Origin of the sequence: Pseudomonas moorei, from assembly GCF_042846945.1 — a bacterium.
In the GTDB taxonomy this organism is placed as follows: Bacteria; Pseudomonadota; Gammaproteobacteria; order Pseudomonadales; family Pseudomonadaceae; genus Aquipseudomonas; species Aquipseudomonas moorei.
The window spans coordinates 6380336-6396564 of sequence record NZ_AP035776.1 but is presented as its reverse complement, the minus strand read 5'-3'; the positions used below and the strand labels follow the sequence as shown (position 1 = coordinate 6396564).

The window sequence follows — 16229 nt, the reverse complement described above, 5'->3', positions numbered from 1 at the left end:
CACAAAGGAGTGGATTATGTCTTTCAACATCGGCCTTAGCGGTCTCTTTGCAGCCAACAAACAACTGGACGTAACGGGCAATAACATCGCCAACGTCGCGACCACCGGTTTCAAATCGTCCCGTGCAGAATTCGAAGACGTGTACTCTGCGACTCGCCTGGGTACTGGTAGCAAGACCGTCGGCAACGGCGTACGTCTGGCCAACGTCTCCCAGCAGTTCAGCCAGGGTGATGTGAACAACACCGGTAACGTGCTCGACATGGGGATCCAGGGCAACGGCTTTTTCGTCCTGAGCAACAATGGTTCGCTGACGTACACCCGTGCCGGTACGTTCAAGACCGACAAGGACGGCTACGTCACCAACAGCGACGGCACTGCACGCCTGCAAGGTTACGGCGTCGACTCCAATGGCAAGATCGTCAATGGTGTATTGACCGACCTGCGAATCGATACATCCAACCTGGCACCAAAATCCACCAGCAGCGTTTCATCGACCATCAACCTGAACTCGACGTCGCCGGTAATCGACCAGACAGTCGCGGCGAACGCTTTCGATCCGTCCAAGACCGCGACGTTCACCAAGTCGTTCAGTACCCCGATTTACGATACTCAGGGCAACCAGCACACCATGGATCAATACATGGTCAAGACTGGGGCGAACACTTGGGATACCTATACCCTGATCGATGGTCGCAACCCGGACGGCAGTGACCCTACTGCTGCCGCGACGCCTCCGGTAGCATCGACGATGACGTTCGATAGCAGCGGAAAGCTGGTATCGGTCAGTACACCTCCTGGTCCGGTCATCAGCAGTGACCTGAAGATCAGCAACTGGACGCCGGGTACCGTGACCAATGGCGTGTGGGCAGCCAATGGGGCTTCTGCCGATCCGGCAGGTGTGACCATCGCCATGGCCAACACCACTCAGTTCAACGCTGACACCGCACGTTCGATTCCGTCGCAGAACGGTTACGCCACCGGCCAGATCACCAACCTGACCATCGACGGCAGTGGTGTGTTGCTGGCCAACTTCAGTAACAACCAAACAAAGCCCATCGGCCAGATTTCGCTGGCCAGCTTCACCAACGAACAAGGCCTGCAGCCCGTTGGCGGTACCAGTTGGAAAGAGACCTACGCGTCGGGTATTCCAGGCTACGATGCACCGCAGACCGGTACTCTGGGCTCGCTGGTTTCCAACTCTCTGGAAGAGTCCAACGTCAATCTGACCAACGAGCTGGTTGACCTGATCAAGGCGCAGAGCAACTACCAGGCGAACGCCAAGACTATCTCCACCCAAAGCACCATCATGCAGACCATCATTCAGATGACCTGATACTGGATAGCGCTGCATAAAAAGCCCCTCGTCAGAGGGGCTTTTTTGTGGAAGCTGAATTGGTCGACCCTGTAGGAGCGAGCGTGCTCGCGATGGACGTTAACGATCACGCGTTCCTGCTGATTAACCGTGTTGCTTTCGCGTACATCACGAGCAAGTTCGCTCCTGCGAGAAGCAAAAGAAAACCCCCGATCGGCCAGAGGCCCACCGGGGGTTTCAGACAAGCACCTTACGACGCTTGCAGGTTCAGCTTATTGGCAAGCTTCGCAATCCGGCTCGTCAATGGCGCAGGCCTTCGGCACGGGCGCTGGACCTGCTGGCGCAGCCAGGACCGAGTCGTCGCCGTGGTTGCCGCCACTGGAAACAGCGTTCAGCTTGCCGGTGTTGATGGTCGACTTTTCGGTGCTGGTCGCGGCCAGGGCGCGGAGGTAGTAAGTGGTTTTCAGACCACGGTACCAGGCCATGCGGTAGGTCACATCCAGCTTCTTGCCTGAAGCGCCGGCGATATACAGGTTCAGGGACTGTGCCTGGTCGATCCACTTCTGACGACGGCTTGCCGCGTCAACGATCCACTTGGTGTCCACTTCGAAGGCCGTCGCGTAGAGCTCTTTGAGTTCTTGCGGGATGCGTTCGATTTGCTGCACGGAACCGTCGTAGTACTTCAGGTCGTTGATCATGACCGAGTCCCACAGACCGCGAGCCTTCAGGTCGCGAACCAGGTACGGGTTGATCACGGTGAATTCGCCCGACAGGTTCGATTTCACATAGAGGTTCTGGTAGGTCGGTTCGATCGACTGCGATACGCCAGTGATGTTGGCGATGGTTGCGGTCGGTGCGATGGCCATGATGTTGGAGTTACGAATACCTTTTTGAACGCGGGCGCGCACTGGGGCCCAGTCCAGGGTTTCGTTCAGGTCGACGTCGATGTACTTCTGGCCGCGTTGCTCGATCAGGATCTGTTGCGAATCCAGCGGCAGGATGCCCTTGGACCACAGCGAACCCTGGAAGGTCTCGTAGGCGCCGCGCTCGTCGGCCAGGTCGCAGGAAGCCTGGATCGCGTAGTAGCTGACCGCTTCCATCGACTTGTCGGCGAACTCGACGGCAGCGTCGGAACCGTAAGGGATGTGCTGCAGGTACAGCGCGTCCTGGAAGCCCATGATGCCCAGGCCGACCGGACGGTGCTTGAAGTTGGAGTTCTTCGCTTGTGGCACCGAGTAGTAGTTGATGTCGATCACGTTATCGAGCATGCGTACGGCAGTGTTCACAGTGCGTTGCAGCTTGGCGGTGTCCAGCTTGCCGTTGACGATGTGGTTCGGCAGGTTGATCGAGCCCAGGTTGCAAACGGCGATTTCGTCCTTGTTGGTGTTCAAGGTGATTTCGGTGCACAGGTTCGAGCTGTGGACTACGCCGACGTGCTGCTGCGGGCTGCGCAGGTTGCACGGGTCTTTGAAGGTCAGCCATGGGTGGCCGGTTTCAAACAGCATGGACAGCATTTTGCGCCACAGGTCTTTGGCCTGGATGGTCTTGAACAGTTTGACCTTGCCAGGGTATTCGGTCAGGGCTTCGTAGTACTCGTAGCGCTCTTCGAAGGCCTTGCCGGTCAGGTCGTGCAGATCCGGAACTTCAGACGGCGAGAACAGGGTCCATTTACCGTCATCGAAGACACGCTTCATGAACAGGTCAGGAATCCAGTTGGCGGTGTTCATGTCGTGGGTACGACGACGATCGTCACCGGTGTTCTTGCGCAGCTCGATGAACTCCTCGATGTCCATGTGCCAGGTTTCCAGGTACGCACAGACAGCGCCTTTGCGCTTGCCACCCTGGTTAACGGCGACGGCGGTGTCGTTCACGACTTTCAGGAACGGTACAACGCCCTGGGATTTGCCGTTGGTGCCCTTGATGTAAGAGCCCAATGCACGAACAGGTGTCCAGTCGTTGCCCAGGCCGCCGGCGAATTTCGACAGCATGGCGTTGTCGTGGATCGCGTGGTAGATGCCCGACAGGTCATCCGGCACGGTGGTCAGGTAGCAGCTCGACAGCTGCGGACGCAGGGTGCCGGCGTTGAACAGCGTTGGAGTCGAGGACATGTAGTCGAAGGACGACAACAGGTTGTAGAACTCGATCGCGCGGTCTTCCTTTTGCTTCTCTTCGATCGCCAGGCCCATGGCCACACGCATAAAGAAAATCTGCGGCAGTTCAAAGCGCACGCCATCCTTGTGGATGAAGTAACGGTCGTACAGGGTTTGCAGGCCCAGGTAGGTGAACTGCTGGTCGCGCTCGTGGTTGATTGCCTTGCCCAGTTTTTCCAGGTCGAAGTCGGCCAGAACCGGGTTCAGCAATTCGAATTCGATACCCTTGGCGATGTAGGCAGGCAGGGCCTTGGCGTACAGGTCGACCATTTCGTGGTGAGTGGCGCTTTCGGCGACGCCGAGGAAGCCCAGGCCTTCGGCACGCAGGGTGTCCATCAGCAGGCGGGCAGTGACGAACGAGTAGTTCGGCTCACGTTCGACCAGCGTACGGGCAGTCATCACCAGGGCGGTGTTGACGTCGGTCAGGGCCACGCCGTCGTACAGGTTTTTCAGGGTTTCGCGCTGGATCAGGTCGCCGTCGACTTCTTCCAGGCCTTCGCACGCTTCGGTGACGATGGTGTTCAGGCGGCCCATGTCGAGCGGCGCCAGGCTGCCGTCGGCACGTGTGATGCGGATCGAAGGGTGAGCGTTGACCGCTTCTTCGGCCGGGGCACGTACGGCGCGTTCCTTGGAGCGGGCATCACGATAGATCACGTAGTCGCGAGCGACCTTCTGCTCGCCGGCGCGCATCAGGGCCAGTTCGACCTGGTCCTGGATTTCTTCGATGTGGATGGTGCCGCCCGATGGCATGCGACGCTTGAAGGTTGCGGTGACCTGTTCGGTCAGGCGGGCAACGGTGTCGTGGATTCGCGACGAAGCGGCAGCGGTGCCGCCCTCAACTGCGAGAAACGCTTTGGTGATGGCGACGGTGATTTTGTCATCGGTGTAAGGAACGACAGTGCCGTTACGCTTGATCACGCGAAGCTGGCCCGGCGCGGTGGCGGACAGATCCGAATTCGAATCAGCGGCCTGCGGCAAGGTGCCCTTCGGGTTCTCGCGAGTTGTGTCGGTTTGCATGGGTGTCTCCACGTTCTCTATGTTTGTTTGGGCACCATCACGGTGCCCACCGTTCCGTCCTGAAGCACTACAACCGGCGAATGCCGGGCATAACAACTTCGGGACAGTAGGAAGGGTGCTATTTGGGCGCCGCTTCCATGCCGAAGTCTTTGGCCGCACGCCTTGGGCGAGAGGCCGGGGTCCTTTGAGGTGACAGTTGGGGACTGCAACACCCGTACCGTTTTCACCCTTATGGGCCGAAATACAGTAACCATCCGCACGCGCGGTTTGGGCTTTCGAAATTACGTTTGGTTCAACCGGACGGTGGCAAGAAAAGCGCTTGAAATTGGTGTCCGGTTTGTGTTTGGTTTTTTGCGCAAAACCCTACATCTAGGGTTTTTTTGGCGCCGGGGTACAAGATAATGCGTTTTAGGGGGGGATTGCAACGTACTACCTGTGGATAAACCTGTGCGTAAATTGTGTGTGAAAGAGCGAATCGGCGTGTAGGCCGCAATGCTGCTGGACCGAACCTTTTTTCATCAATTTTCAGTGATCGAAAACGGCCGGGTGGATTTTTAAGGGCGCGAACCCTATCACAAAAAACCGACTTGTCCGAACGCATTTGCCGGCTTGTGTTCTGCGCGAGCGACGTTTATACAATCGGCCAGCATGTAGACAATTTATCCTCCCCAATCATTACAAAAAGACGGGAGGACCCTTCCTTATTAGAGTTCTTGGCAAATAGAGGTCCCCCGTGGAGCAAGAAGCCTGGCAGGTATTGATTGTCGAGGACGACCAGCGTCTGGCCGAACTGACCCGCGATTACCTGGAAGCCAATGGCCTGCGCGTGTCCATCGAGGGCGATGGCGCCCTGGCCGCAGCCCGAATCATCAAGGAAAAACCGGACCTGGTGATCCTTGACCTGATGCTGCCCGGTGAAGATGGCCTGAGCATTTGCCGCAAGGTCCGCGACCGTTATGACGGCCCGATCCTCATGCTCACCGCCCGTACCGACGACACTGACCAGATTCTCGGCCTCGACCTGGGCGCCGATGACTATGTGTGCAAACCGGTGCGTCCGCGTTTGCTGCTGGCACGCATCCAGGCGTTATTGCGGCGCAGCGAGGCGCCGGAAGCCGCGCCGGAAAAACAACGTCGCCTGCAATTTGGCCCACTGGTCGTGGATAACGCATTGCGCGAAGCCTGGCTCAACGATACGGGCATCGAATTGACCAGCGCCGAATTTGACCTGCTCTGGCTGTTGGTGGCCAACGCCGGGCGCATTCTATCCCGGGAAGAGATCTTCACCGCCTTGCGTGGCATCGGCTATGACGGCCAGGACCGCTCCATCGACGTACGCATTTCGCGCATTCGCCCGAAAATCGGCGATGACCCGGATCACCCGCGGCTGATCAAGACAGTACGCAGCAAAGGCTATCTGTTCGTCCCAGAGGCCTGCGTAGACTCGTCCCTGTGAACTCGATCTTCCTGCGTATCTACGGCGGCATGTGCGCCGCGCTGATCCTGGTGGCGGTGCTCGGGGTGCTGGCGTTGCACATGCTCAACCAGGTACGCAGCGAGCAGTACCGCGAGCGCCTGGCCCATGGCACGTTTTCGCTGATGGCCGACAACCTGCAACCGATGAACGAGACCGAACGCCATCGTGCCTTGCTGGTGTGGGAGCGGTTGCTGGGAATTCCGCTGGCGCTGAAAACCTTCAGTCAGACCGACCTTGACCTGACCCAACGCACCCGTGTGCTGCATGGTCAGGCGCTGGTGGAGCAGACCGGCCCGCATGCGGCCAAGGTGTACCGACTGGTCAGCGACAAGGAACAACTGGTGCTCACGGGGGAAGTCCAGCAAATCAGCGAGCAACTGGCCCGGGCGACGATTTACCTGTTGACCGACGAGTTGGTGCGCGTACCGGTGGCCGAGCAACCCGAGCGCTTGGCGCAACTGAAGCAGGACAAGGGCTTCGGTTTCGATTTGCGTCTGGTCACGGTCGATGAGGCGGACATGGACGAGGACCAGAGTCGTCGCATTTCCGAAGGCGACACGGTGATGGCGCTGGGCAAGGAAGGCGATTCGATCCGTGTGTTTGCGGGGATGGTTGGCACGCCGTGGGTACTGGAAATCGGCCCTTTGTATCAGATGAATCCTTATCCGCCGGAGTGGCTGGTGCTGATTGCCGCGCTGGGCCTGACCCTGATCGGTTTGATCGTTTACCTGCTGGTTCGCCAACTGGAGCGCCGCTTGCGCGGTCTTGAAGCAGCAGCCACGCGCATCGCCAAGGGCAGTCTGGAAACCCGCGTGCCGGCGCGCGGTGCTGACTCGGTAGGGCGTCTGGCGTCGGCGTTCAATGGTATGGCCGAGCACTTGCAACAATTACTGGCGATACAGCGTGAGCTGGTGCGCGCCGTTTCCCACGAACTGCGGACACCGGTGGCGCGCCTGCGTTTCGGCCTGGAGATGATCGGTTCGGCCACCACGCCGCAAGCGCTGGAAAAATACTGTGAAGGCATGGATCACGACATCGAGGATCTCGACCGACTGGTTGACGAAATGCTCACTTACGCACGGCTGGAGCAGGGCTCGCCGGCGCTGAACTTCCAGCGCATCGACCTGGATGCGCTGGTCAATCAGGTCATCGAGGAGCTGGCGCCGTTGCGTGCCGATGTCACGGTGCAGCGCGGGTTGTGCCTGTCGGCGGCCGATTGCGACGACGCCTGGGTCGAGGCCGAGCCGCGCTACCTGCATCGGGCACTGCAGAATCTGGTCAGCAATGCCATGCGTCATGCGCAATCACGGGTGACCATCAGTTATCAGGTTGGCCAGCAACGCTGTCGTGTCGATGTCGAGGATGACGGACCGGGCGTGCCGGAAATCGCCTGGGAGAAAATCTTTACCCCGTTCCTGCGTCTGGATGACAGCCGTACCCGCGCATCGGGTGGACATGGCTTGGGGCTGTCCATCGTGCGGCGCATTATTCATTGGCACGATGGCCGGGCGTTGATCGGCAAAAGCAAGAGCCTGGGGGGCGCGTGTTTCAGTTTGAGTTGGCCGCGCAATCAGGAGAAGCGATGAGATGTGCGCTGGATACGGGCCGCCATCGCCGGCAAGTCGTCCAAAACAGAAGTGAATGCGCCGCTAACCTGCGGGCGCCAGCTTGCCGACGATGGTGCCCTCAGGCCCGGATACTCACCAGACTCAACAACTGCCCGTCCCTGACCCCGAACTGCGCATCAAGCTCGGTGCCATTGCGCCACTCGGCGGACAGGTTCGTCAGTAATCGCAGCCGCACGTCTCCACGCTCGGTCCACTCCAGTACTTCGGCGTGTTCAAAGTAGAAGCGCTGCTGAACGATCGGATAGAGGGCCTTGAACAGGCTCTCTTTCACCGAAAACGTCAGGGTCACCCATAACGCCAGTTGATCGTGACGGCCGGCCGCCATGCGCTGCAGTTCCGGCGGGGTGAGGATCTCTGCGGCCAGACGCTCGGCCCGTTCGGCGTTGAGCAGGTTTTCCAGGTCCATCCCCAGGCCGCGCCAATGGCTTTTCTTCGCGACGATAGCGGCGGCGCGGCCCGTGCTGTGGGTGATCGAACCGCAAATGTGTGCCGGCCAGACTGGGGCCCGGTCTTCACCGATGGCCGGGCTGAGGTTCAGACCTTCCAGTTGCTGCAGCGCGGCACGGGCACAGACACGACCGGCGAGAAACTCGGCCTGGCGCTTGGCAACCGAGCGCTGGATGGTCGCCGGCGCTTCAATGGCGCTGCGCTGGAAATCATCGCTGAGCAGTTGTGAGGTATTGAAGTGCGTGCTCAGCAGCACGGTGTCGGGCAGCACATACGGCAGCGGCCAATGAGCATCGAGTGGGGAGCAGAAAGCGGGCAGGGCGGGGACGGAGTTCATGTCGGGCATTTTGCCGGGTTGGATTGACGCTGGGTAGTAGTTAAGGGCTTTGTGGCGAGGGAGCAAGCTTCCTCGCCACAGGCATGTTCGGCTCCCGACGTTGGGTGTGTCAGCTAAATATCTTTTTGAAAAACGCCTGCATGTCCGCCCAAGACTTTTCATCCGCCGCCTTGTTGTAACCGATGTCCGGCCCGCCATGATCGCCGTGGCTCAAGCGATCGGCATCAGGGTTACTGAAACCGTGCTTGGCACCGTCTAGGCTGACGAACGTGTAGTCAGCCCCGGCCTTGTCCATTTCGGATTTGAACGCAGTGACATTTTCGGAGGTGATCATGCTGTCCTTGGCGCCGTGTTCGACGAGAATTTTTGCTTTCACACTGCCCGGCGTAGCAGGCGTGTTGGTCGCCAGTGCACCGTGAAAACTGACGACACCCGCCAATGGCACACCCTGACGCGCGGCATTAAGCACCACGCCGCCGCCGAAGCAGTAGCCGATGGCGGCCATTTTATCAGGGTTGGTTTGCGGCTGTTTCTTCAGCAGATCGAGCCCCGCCTGGAACCGCGCACTGGCCGCTGCACTGTCCTTCAATACCGCTTGCATGAATGCCATCGCGTCGTTGGGGTGTTCGGTGTTCTTTCCATCGCCATACATATCAATGGCCAGGGCACTGTAGCCCAGGCCGGCCAGATCCCGGGCCCGGCGTTTGGCGTAGTCGTTCAGCCCCCAGAACTCATGCACTACCACGACACCAGGGCGCGGCCCCTTGATTGCATCGTCGTAAGCGTAATAGCCGATCAGTTTCGTGCCGTCGGCACTCTGATAAGGAATTTCCTGAGTCTTGATGGCGGCCTGGCTAAGCCCGCTCAGGGTCAGCAAGGCGAGAGCAAGGAATATACGCATGGTCGAATCTCCTGTTGAAGCTCATTGTAATACTCGGGGCGAGTTGGTTCAGCTTAGGTTAAGCCCGCGTTCAGGGTGAGTTCAGGGCTGCGTGAGTAGTCTTGCCCCGTAGCCAACAAACAAGTAGCTCACAAGGAGTTCTACCATGAATGGATTCAAAAACTTGCTTCTGGCATTCACCGTTTTGAGCGCAAGCTCGGCAGCGTTTGCATCCGACGATACTTTCGGCAGCCTTACCTTTGGGCAGACCAGTGACAAGATCAAAAAGTCCCACGCCCTGAACGACAACCTTAACCATCCAAACGCCGATGGCGTGATTGGCAAGGACAACACCTGGGGAGTGCGCCTGGGGCAGCAAAACAGCCAGGGCCGCTATTACGCCACTTACGACAACGTGTCGGGCTCGCACAATGGCATTAAACTTCGTCAGGAAAATCTCCTGGGCAGCTACGATCTGTTCTACCCGGTGGGTGGCGATACCAGGCTGTTCGGCGGCGCCTCCGCCGGACTGACCAGGATGACCCAGGAATCGCCAGGCTTCAGTCGCGATCGAAACATCGGTTATGCGCTGGGTGGACAGGCGGGAGTTTTACAGCAGATTTCGCGAAATACGTCCGTTGAACTGGGGTACCGTTATCTGCGCAGCAATGCCAGCACCGAGATGAGCGAGCGCGGTGGTAGCAAACAGGGTTCGCTAAGCCTGACCAGCAGCGCCCAGACATACGTTTCCGCCAACTACGCGTTCTGAAAAAAGCGTTCGCGACAGGCCGGCCCCGGATCAACCAGGAGGTTGAACCGGGGCCGGCCCGTAAACTATCGAGGTGCGCTGTTCGTACCTCTGGAGAAATTGATTTGCCTTGGAGCGCGTTATGAAACTGCTGGTCGTTGAAGATGAGGCCCTGTTGCGTCATCACCTGCAAACCCGGTTGACGGACAGTGGCCATGTCGTCGAGTCTGTGGCCAATGCCGAAGAGGCTTTGTACCAGACCGAACAGTTCAATCATGACCTGGCGGTGATCGACCTCGGCCTGCCGGGCATAAGCGGGCTCGAGCTGATTCGTCAACTGCGCTCGCGCGGCAAGACCTTTCCGATCCTCATCCTCACGGCGCGTGGCAACTGGCAGGACAAGGTCGAAGGCCTCGCCGCTGGTGCCGACGACTATGTGGTCAAGCCGTTCCAGTTTGAAGAGCTCGATGCCCGGCTCAATGCGTTGCTGCGTCGGTCCAGTGGTTTCACCCAGTCGACCATTGTCGCGGGCCCATTGCTGCTCGACCTCAATCGAAAACAGGCAAGCCTTGATGAGCAGCCGCTGGCGCTGACAGCGTACGAGTACCGTATTCTTGAATACCTGATGCTTCATCACCAGCAAGTCGTGGCCAAGGATCGTCTGATGGAGCAGCTGTATCCGGACGACGATGAGCGTGATCCAAATGTGATCGAAGTGCTGGTTGGCCGCCTGCGACGAAAACTCGAAGGTCGTGCGGGCTTCAAGCCGATCGATACCGTGCGGGGCCTCGGCTACCTGTTCAATGAGCGCTGCAGTTGATTCGTTCCCTGCGCGTCCGCTTGATGCTCGCCGCCACCATTCTGGCGGTGTTGTTCATGCTCGCGTTGCTGCCGGCGATGCAGGGTGCGTTCAGCCTGGCACTGCAGGATTCTATCGAGCAACGACTGGCGTCGGACGTTACGACGCTGATTTCCGCTGCGCGAGTGGAGAACAACCGCTTGCAGATGCCGGCACAATTGCCCGACGAGCGCTTCAACCTCACCGATGGCCGTTTGCTCGGTTATATCTATGACCGTGAAGGTAATCTGGTCTGGCGGTCTAAGGGCACTCAGGAAGAAAACATCAATTACAAACCGCGCTATGACGGGCACGGTAATGAGTTCGCAAGAATCCGTGAAGCCAATGGCCAGGAGTTCTTCGTCTATGACGTCGAGGTCAAGCTGCTCGGCGGTAAAAACGCGGCGTTCAGTATTGTCACGCTGCAACCGGTGCGCGAATACGAACACACCCTTGAAGGCCTGCGGGAAAACCTCTATCTGGGGTTCGGCGCGGCGTTGCTGGTGCTGCTGGCCTTGCTGTGGATTGGTCTGACGTGGGGCTTGCAGGCATTGGGCCGCCTAAGTAAGGAGCTTGACGAAATCGAAGGCGGCACCCGCGAAAGCCTCAGCGAACAACATCCTCGCGAACTGTTGCGCTTGACCGGTTCTCTGAACCGCTTGCTACACAGCGAGCGCGAACAGCGTAGTCGTTATCGTGATTCCCTCGACGATCTGGCGCATAGCCTGAAAACCCCATTGGCGGTGCTGCAAGGCGTCAGCGAAGACATGGCACAACGCGCCGAAAATCGCGAGCAAGCCTGGGTCCTGCAAACCCAGATCGAACGCATGAGTCAGCAGATCAGCTATCAATTGCAGCGCGCCAGCCTGCGTAAAAGCGGTCTAGTACGGCATCAGGTGTCCCTGCAGCCTGTGCTGCAAAGTCTGTGTGACACTCTGGACAAGGTTTATCGTGACAAGCGCGTGCGAGTCGCCATGGACTTGCCGCCGCAGTGTTACATGCCAATAGAGCAGGGCGCCTTGCTGGAGATGATGGGTAACCTGCTGGAGAATGCCTATCGCCTGTGCCTTGGCGAAGTGCGAATCAGCGTGCGTCAGACCTTGAGTGGTATCGAGTTGTGCGTCGAAGACGACGGCCCCGGCGTCCCGCCCGACCAGCGCGCTCGAATCCTGCAACGCGGTGAGCGCCTTGACCGGCAACATCCGGGACAGGGCATTGGCCTGGCAGTGGTCAAGGACATCATTGAAAGTTACAGCGCCAAACTGACCCTGGACGACTCACCGATGGGGGGCGCGGCATTCCGGATTCACTTTCCGGCGGTTTGATCCTCGTTTCAAGCTTCGCGAGCCCAGGCTTCTGCAGGCTCGTTTAATTTCCCTGAGCGCGGTACGCCCCCGGCGTCAGCCCCGTCCATTTCTTGAACGCACGATGAAACGCCGAGGGCTCGGAAAACCCCAGCTGTTCGGCAATCTGTTGCAACGACAGGTCGGCGCGACTCAAGTGATAAATCGCGATGTCGCGACGCAACTGATCCTTCAACTCCTGAAAACTGCTGCCTTCTTCGCGCAGATGGCGGCGCAATGTCTGCGGGCTGATGTGCAGGTGCGCGGCCACGGCTTCCAGATCCGGCCAGCGCGAACTGTCGCGACTGAGCAGCCTGCGCAGCTGACTGCTCAAACTGTCGCCATCGTCGGGGCGCGACAGCAGATCGGCAGGGGAGCGCTCAAGGAAATGCTTGAGCGTCCGCTCGTCCTGTAGCAGCGGCATGTTCAGGTAGCGACTGTGAAACAGCAGGCTGCTGTGGGCGGTTGAAAATTCTAGCGGGCAGGAAAAAAGCAAATCATATTCGGCCCCGTGCTCCGGTCGCGGATAGCTGAACGTGGCCTGCTCCAGGCGTATGCGCTGGCCGATCAGCCAACTGCCGAATCGATGCCAGATCACCAGCAGGCTCTCGGTGAGGAAATGGTCTGGATCCCACAGATGCGCATCTTCCAGGCTCAGGCGGATCATTTCATCTTCGCGCGTCAGGGTCAGGCGCGGGGCATCGGGGAATAGGCTATAAAACAATAAGCCGCGATTAAGTGCCTTTTCCAGATTACGGCAATGGATCACGGCATGACACATCATCGCGAAGCTGCCCGGCTTGCTCGGGCCTTGCCCGAAACCCAGGTACTCATCGTCCAGTGCCTGCCACAGTGCCTGGATCAGTTGGGCGAACTGTTCAGGAGCGATGCGCGCCCGCGGCTCGTCGAGCAATTCGGGGCTGATCCCCAACTGCTGCAGCAGACCCGAATAGTCGTAGCCGCATCGCTGCGCACCACCAAGAGCGGCACGGGCGAAATGACTGGCGATGGTACGTTCGCGCATAGAAGACAGCCCATCCATTGAGCGACGGATGGTAGCTGCGGGAATTGCTGATGAACAGGGCGGATATCCGCCAATTTGCAGGACGCGATCCGTCGGATGGGCGGAAATCCGCCACTGCTTTGTAACGGACGGGTGGCAAGGGAATCCCTGCAAACCTTGATGTCAAAAGGCTTGCAGGGTTTTCGCGGAACGTGGCACGGGCCTTGCGATACAACAAGTAGATGCTTGCCGTCGCGCAGCTCGAAAAACAAATCCCTCCAGTGCAGGAGGGTTCGCAATTCAGGTGTCGTGGACAACAGATGGATGTTGTCACCGCGCACTCTTGAGGAACTTTGCAATGACGACTCGTCAGCCACTGTACAAATCCCTGTATTTCCAGGTGATCGTTGCAATTGTCATCGGTATCTTGCTCGGTCACTACTATCCACAGCTCGGTGTGGCGGTTAAACCACTGGGTGACGGGTTCATCAAACTGATCAAAATGATCATCGCCCCCATCATCTTCTGCACCGTCGTCAGCGGTATCGCGGGCATGCAGGACATGAAGTCGGTCGGCAAGACCGGCGGTTACGCGCTGCTGTACTTCGAAATCGTTTCGACCATCGCCCTGCTGGTGGGCCTGGTCGTGGTCAACATCGTGCAGCCAGGCGCTGGCATGCACATCGACGTCAGCACGCTGGACGCCTCCAAAGTCGCCACCTATGTGGCGGCCGGTGCCGATCAAAGCGTCGTCGGCTTCCTGCTCAACGTGATTCCGACCACCATCGTCGGCGCGTTCGCCACGGGCGACATTCTGCAAGTGCTGATGTTTTCGGTGATCTTCGGTTTCGCCCTGCATCGCCTGGGTGCCTACGGCAAGCCGATCCTGGACTTCATCGATCGATTTGCCCACGTGATGTTCAACATCATCAACATGATCATGAAGCTCGCCCCGATCGGTGCCTTTGGCGCCATGGCGTTCACCATCGGTGCCTACGGTGTCGGCTCGCTGGTGCAACTGGGTCAGTTGATGGCCTGCTTCTACATCACTTGCCTGCTGTTCATCCTGATCGTGCTGGGCGCTATCGCTCGGGCCCATGGCTTCAGCGTGCTGAAAGTAATTCGCTACATCCGTGAAGAACTGCTGATCGTGCTGGGTACTTCGTCCTCCGAATCGGTACTGCCTCGCATGCTGATCAAGATGGAGCGTCTGGGTGCGCAGAAATCCGTGGTGGGTCTGGTGATCCCGACCGGTTACTCATTCAACCTCGACGGTACTGCGATCTACCTGACCATGGCGGCCGTGTTCATTGCCCAGGCGACTGACAGCCACATGGACATCACTCACCAGATCACCCTGCTGGTGGTACTGCTGCTGTCCTCCAAGGGGGCTGCGGGCGTGACCGGTAGTGGTTTCATCGTGCTGGCCGCTACCCTGTCTGCCGTTGGCCACCTGCCGGTTGCCGGTCTGGCGCTGATCCTTGGTATCGACCGCTTCATGTCCGAAGCCCGTGCGCTGACCAACCTGGTGGGCAACGCCGTTGCCACTCTGGTGGTGGCCAAGTGGGTCAAGGAGCTGGACACCGACGTGATGCACGCCGAACTGGCCTCGGGCGGTCGCGGCATTGCCGATGAGCCTAAAGATGATGTTCTGGGCCACGTCGAAGGGGCAACCCCGACTAGCGCCAAGTAAACCTTGGCATGATGAAGGAACCCGCTTCGGCGGGTTTTTTCATGCCCGGGATTTGAGCGCAACGGTCAGCTCGACTGGCGCATAAGGTGATTGCTGCATGGCGGCCGGTTGCCTAGGCTGGTGCATCGTCAATGGAGAACGCACATGCCCGGTCCACTTGCATCTCTCAAGGTTCTGGATTTCTCGACATTGTTGCCGGGGCCATTCGCTTCGTTGTTGCTGGCGGACATGGGCGCCGAGGTGCTGCGCATCGAGTCGCCGACTCGCATGGACCTGCTACGCGTGCTGCCGCCCCATGACCGGGGCGTTTCCGCCAGTCATGCCTACCTCAATCGCAACAAGCGCAGCCTGGCACTGGACCTCAAACAGCCCGAGGCGCTGGAAGTGATCAAGCAGCTGCTGCAGGACTATGACATCGTCCTGGAACAATTTCGTCCAGGCGTCATGGAACGATTGGGCCTGGGCTATGAAGCCTTGAAAGCGATCAACCCGAAGCTGATCTATGTGTCGATCACCGGCTACGGCCAGACCGGCCCCTACAAGGATCGCGCCGGGCATGACATCAACTACCTGGCCCTGGCCGGGCTCTCGAGCTACACCGGCCGCGCCGACAGCGGCCCGTTGCCCTTGGGCGCTCAGGTGGCGGACGTCGCCGGAGGCTCGCTGCACGGGGTGATCGGTCTGCTGGCGGCGGTGATCGCCCGACAGCAAACCGGTCAGGGGCAATATCTGGATGTGAGCATGACCGATTGTGCGTTCAGCCTGAACGCCATGGCGGGCGCCGGGTATCTGGCATGCGGTATCGAGCCGGGTCGGGAAGACCAGGTGCTCAATGGCGGCAGTTTCTACGACTATTACCGCTCGCGGGACGGGCGCTGGTTGTCGGTGGGCAGCCTGGAGCCGGATTTCATGAAGCAGTTATGTACGGCGTTGGGGCTGGAGAAACTGGCCAGTCTCGGCTTATCGCCGCAACCGGCCCAGCAAAAGCGCCTCAAGGAGGCGCTGAGGGTCGAGTTCGAGAAGCGCGATTTTGCCGAATTGTGTGCGTTGTTTGCCGAGCTGGATGCCTGCGTCGAACCGGTATTGAGCCTGAGCGAGGCGGTGCAGCATCCGCAAATGCAGGCGCGGGAGTTGGTGACCGAGGTGCCACGGGGGGACGGTACGAATCAAGCACAGATGGCGTGCCCATTGAAATTTTCGCAAGGTTTGCCGCCACCCAGACATATTGGCGCGGCGCTGGGGCAGCATACGGATCAGGTGTTGGATGAGTTGGGGTATAGCGCTGAGCGGATTGCTGAATTACGGCGTGCCAAAGTGGTCCTTTAGTGCCCGCGATGAGGCCAGCACGGGTACCCA

At 59.1% G+C, this 16229-nt stretch carries 12 protein-coding genes; 8 read left to right on the top strand and 4 right to left on the bottom strand.

Going from position 1 to position 16229, the window contains the following annotated elements; genetic code table 11:
• The first annotated feature begins 16 nt into the window (after positions 1-16).
• Positions 17-1333: a flagellar hook protein FlgE gene (gene flgE, locus ACGJAX_RS29835; protein WP_390957080.1), complete on the top strand. Its 1317-nt coding sequence runs from the start codon at positions 17-19 to the stop codon at positions 1331-1333.
• A gap of 251 nt (positions 1334-1584) precedes the next feature.
• Here flgE and ACGJAX_RS29830 read toward each other — a convergent pair whose 3' ends face one another.
• On the bottom strand, positions 1585-4479 hold the full coding sequence (locus tag ACGJAX_RS29830; RefSeq protein WP_390957079.1) for a ribonucleoside-diphosphate reductase subunit alpha: 2895 nt from the start codon (positions 4477-4479) through the stop codon (positions 1585-1587).
• 733 nt (positions 4480-5212) lie between these two features.
• Between ACGJAX_RS29830 and ACGJAX_RS29825 the strand changes: the two genes are divergently transcribed.
• Together ACGJAX_RS29825 and ACGJAX_RS29820 are read left to right on the top strand one after the other, a co-directional pair.
• On the top strand, positions 5213-5935 hold the full coding sequence (locus tag ACGJAX_RS29825; protein ID WP_090324542.1) for a response regulator: 723 nt from the start codon (positions 5213-5215) through the stop codon (positions 5933-5935).
• Positions 5932-7542, top strand: a complete 1611-nt coding sequence (locus tag ACGJAX_RS29820) for an ATP-binding protein (RefSeq protein WP_247257885.1) — start codon at positions 5932-5934, stop codon at positions 7540-7542. Before ACGJAX_RS29825 ends, ACGJAX_RS29820 begins: the two co-directional genes overlap by 4 nt.
• A 100-nt stretch (positions 7543-7642) precedes the next feature.
• Here the strand turns inward: ACGJAX_RS29820 and ACGJAX_RS29815 are convergent, their stop codons facing one another.
• Both ACGJAX_RS29815 and ACGJAX_RS29810 read right to left on the bottom strand, forming a co-directional pair.
• Entirely contained in the window at positions 7643-8368 is a 726-nt protein-coding gene (locus tag ACGJAX_RS29815) for a 4'-phosphopantetheinyl transferase superfamily protein (protein ID WP_390957078.1), read from the bottom strand.
• 109 nt (positions 8369-8477) lie between these two features.
• Positions 8478-9269 carry a dienelactone hydrolase family protein gene (locus tag ACGJAX_RS29810; protein WP_390957077.1) on the bottom strand — a complete coding sequence of 264 codons (792 nt, stop codon included), beginning with the start codon at positions 9267-9269 and terminating at the stop codon, positions 8478-8480.
• A 145-nt stretch (positions 9270-9414) separates the two neighbouring features.
• Between ACGJAX_RS29810 and ACGJAX_RS29805 the strand changes: the two genes are divergently transcribed.
• The 3 genes from ACGJAX_RS29805 (at position 9415) to ACGJAX_RS29795 (ending at position 12159) form a co-directional block, all read left to right on the top strand.
• Complete coding sequence (locus ACGJAX_RS29805) at positions 9415-10017, top strand: hypothetical protein (RefSeq protein WP_390957076.1); 603 nt, start codon at positions 9415-9417, stop codon at positions 10015-10017.
• Between the two features lie 121 nt (positions 10018-10138).
• Positions 10139-10816 carry a response regulator gene (locus tag ACGJAX_RS29800; protein ID WP_247257888.1) on the top strand — a complete coding sequence of 226 codons (678 nt, stop codon included), beginning with the start codon at positions 10139-10141 and terminating at the stop codon, positions 10814-10816.
• The gene (locus tag ACGJAX_RS29795; protein WP_390957075.1) at positions 10813-12159 is read left to right on the top strand and encodes an ATP-binding protein; all 1347 of its coding nucleotides are present in this window, start codon (positions 10813-10815) and stop codon (positions 12157-12159) included. The genes ACGJAX_RS29800 and ACGJAX_RS29795 overlap by 4 nt, the downstream gene beginning before the upstream one ends.
• Before the next feature lie 43 nt (positions 12160-12202).
• Here ACGJAX_RS29795 and ACGJAX_RS29790 read toward each other — a convergent pair whose 3' ends face one another.
• Complete coding sequence (locus ACGJAX_RS29790) at positions 12203-13201, bottom strand: AraC family transcriptional regulator (RefSeq protein WP_090324531.1); 999 nt, start codon at positions 13199-13201, stop codon at positions 12203-12205.
• 337 nt (positions 13202-13538) lie between these two features.
• Here ACGJAX_RS29790 and ACGJAX_RS29785 point away from each other — a divergent pair, with 337 nt between their 5' ends.
• Positions 13539-14873 (top strand): C4-dicarboxylate transporter DctA, encoded by a 1335-nt coding sequence (locus ACGJAX_RS29785; protein WP_390957074.1) that lies wholly within the window; start codon positions 13539-13541, stop codon positions 14871-14873.
• 144 nt (positions 14874-15017) lie between these two features.
• Complete coding sequence (locus tag ACGJAX_RS29780; RefSeq protein ID WP_247257891.1) at positions 15018-16199, top strand: CaiB/BaiF CoA-transferase family protein; 1182 nt, start codon at positions 15018-15020, stop codon at positions 16197-16199.
• Positions 16200-16229 lie beyond the last annotated feature (30 nt).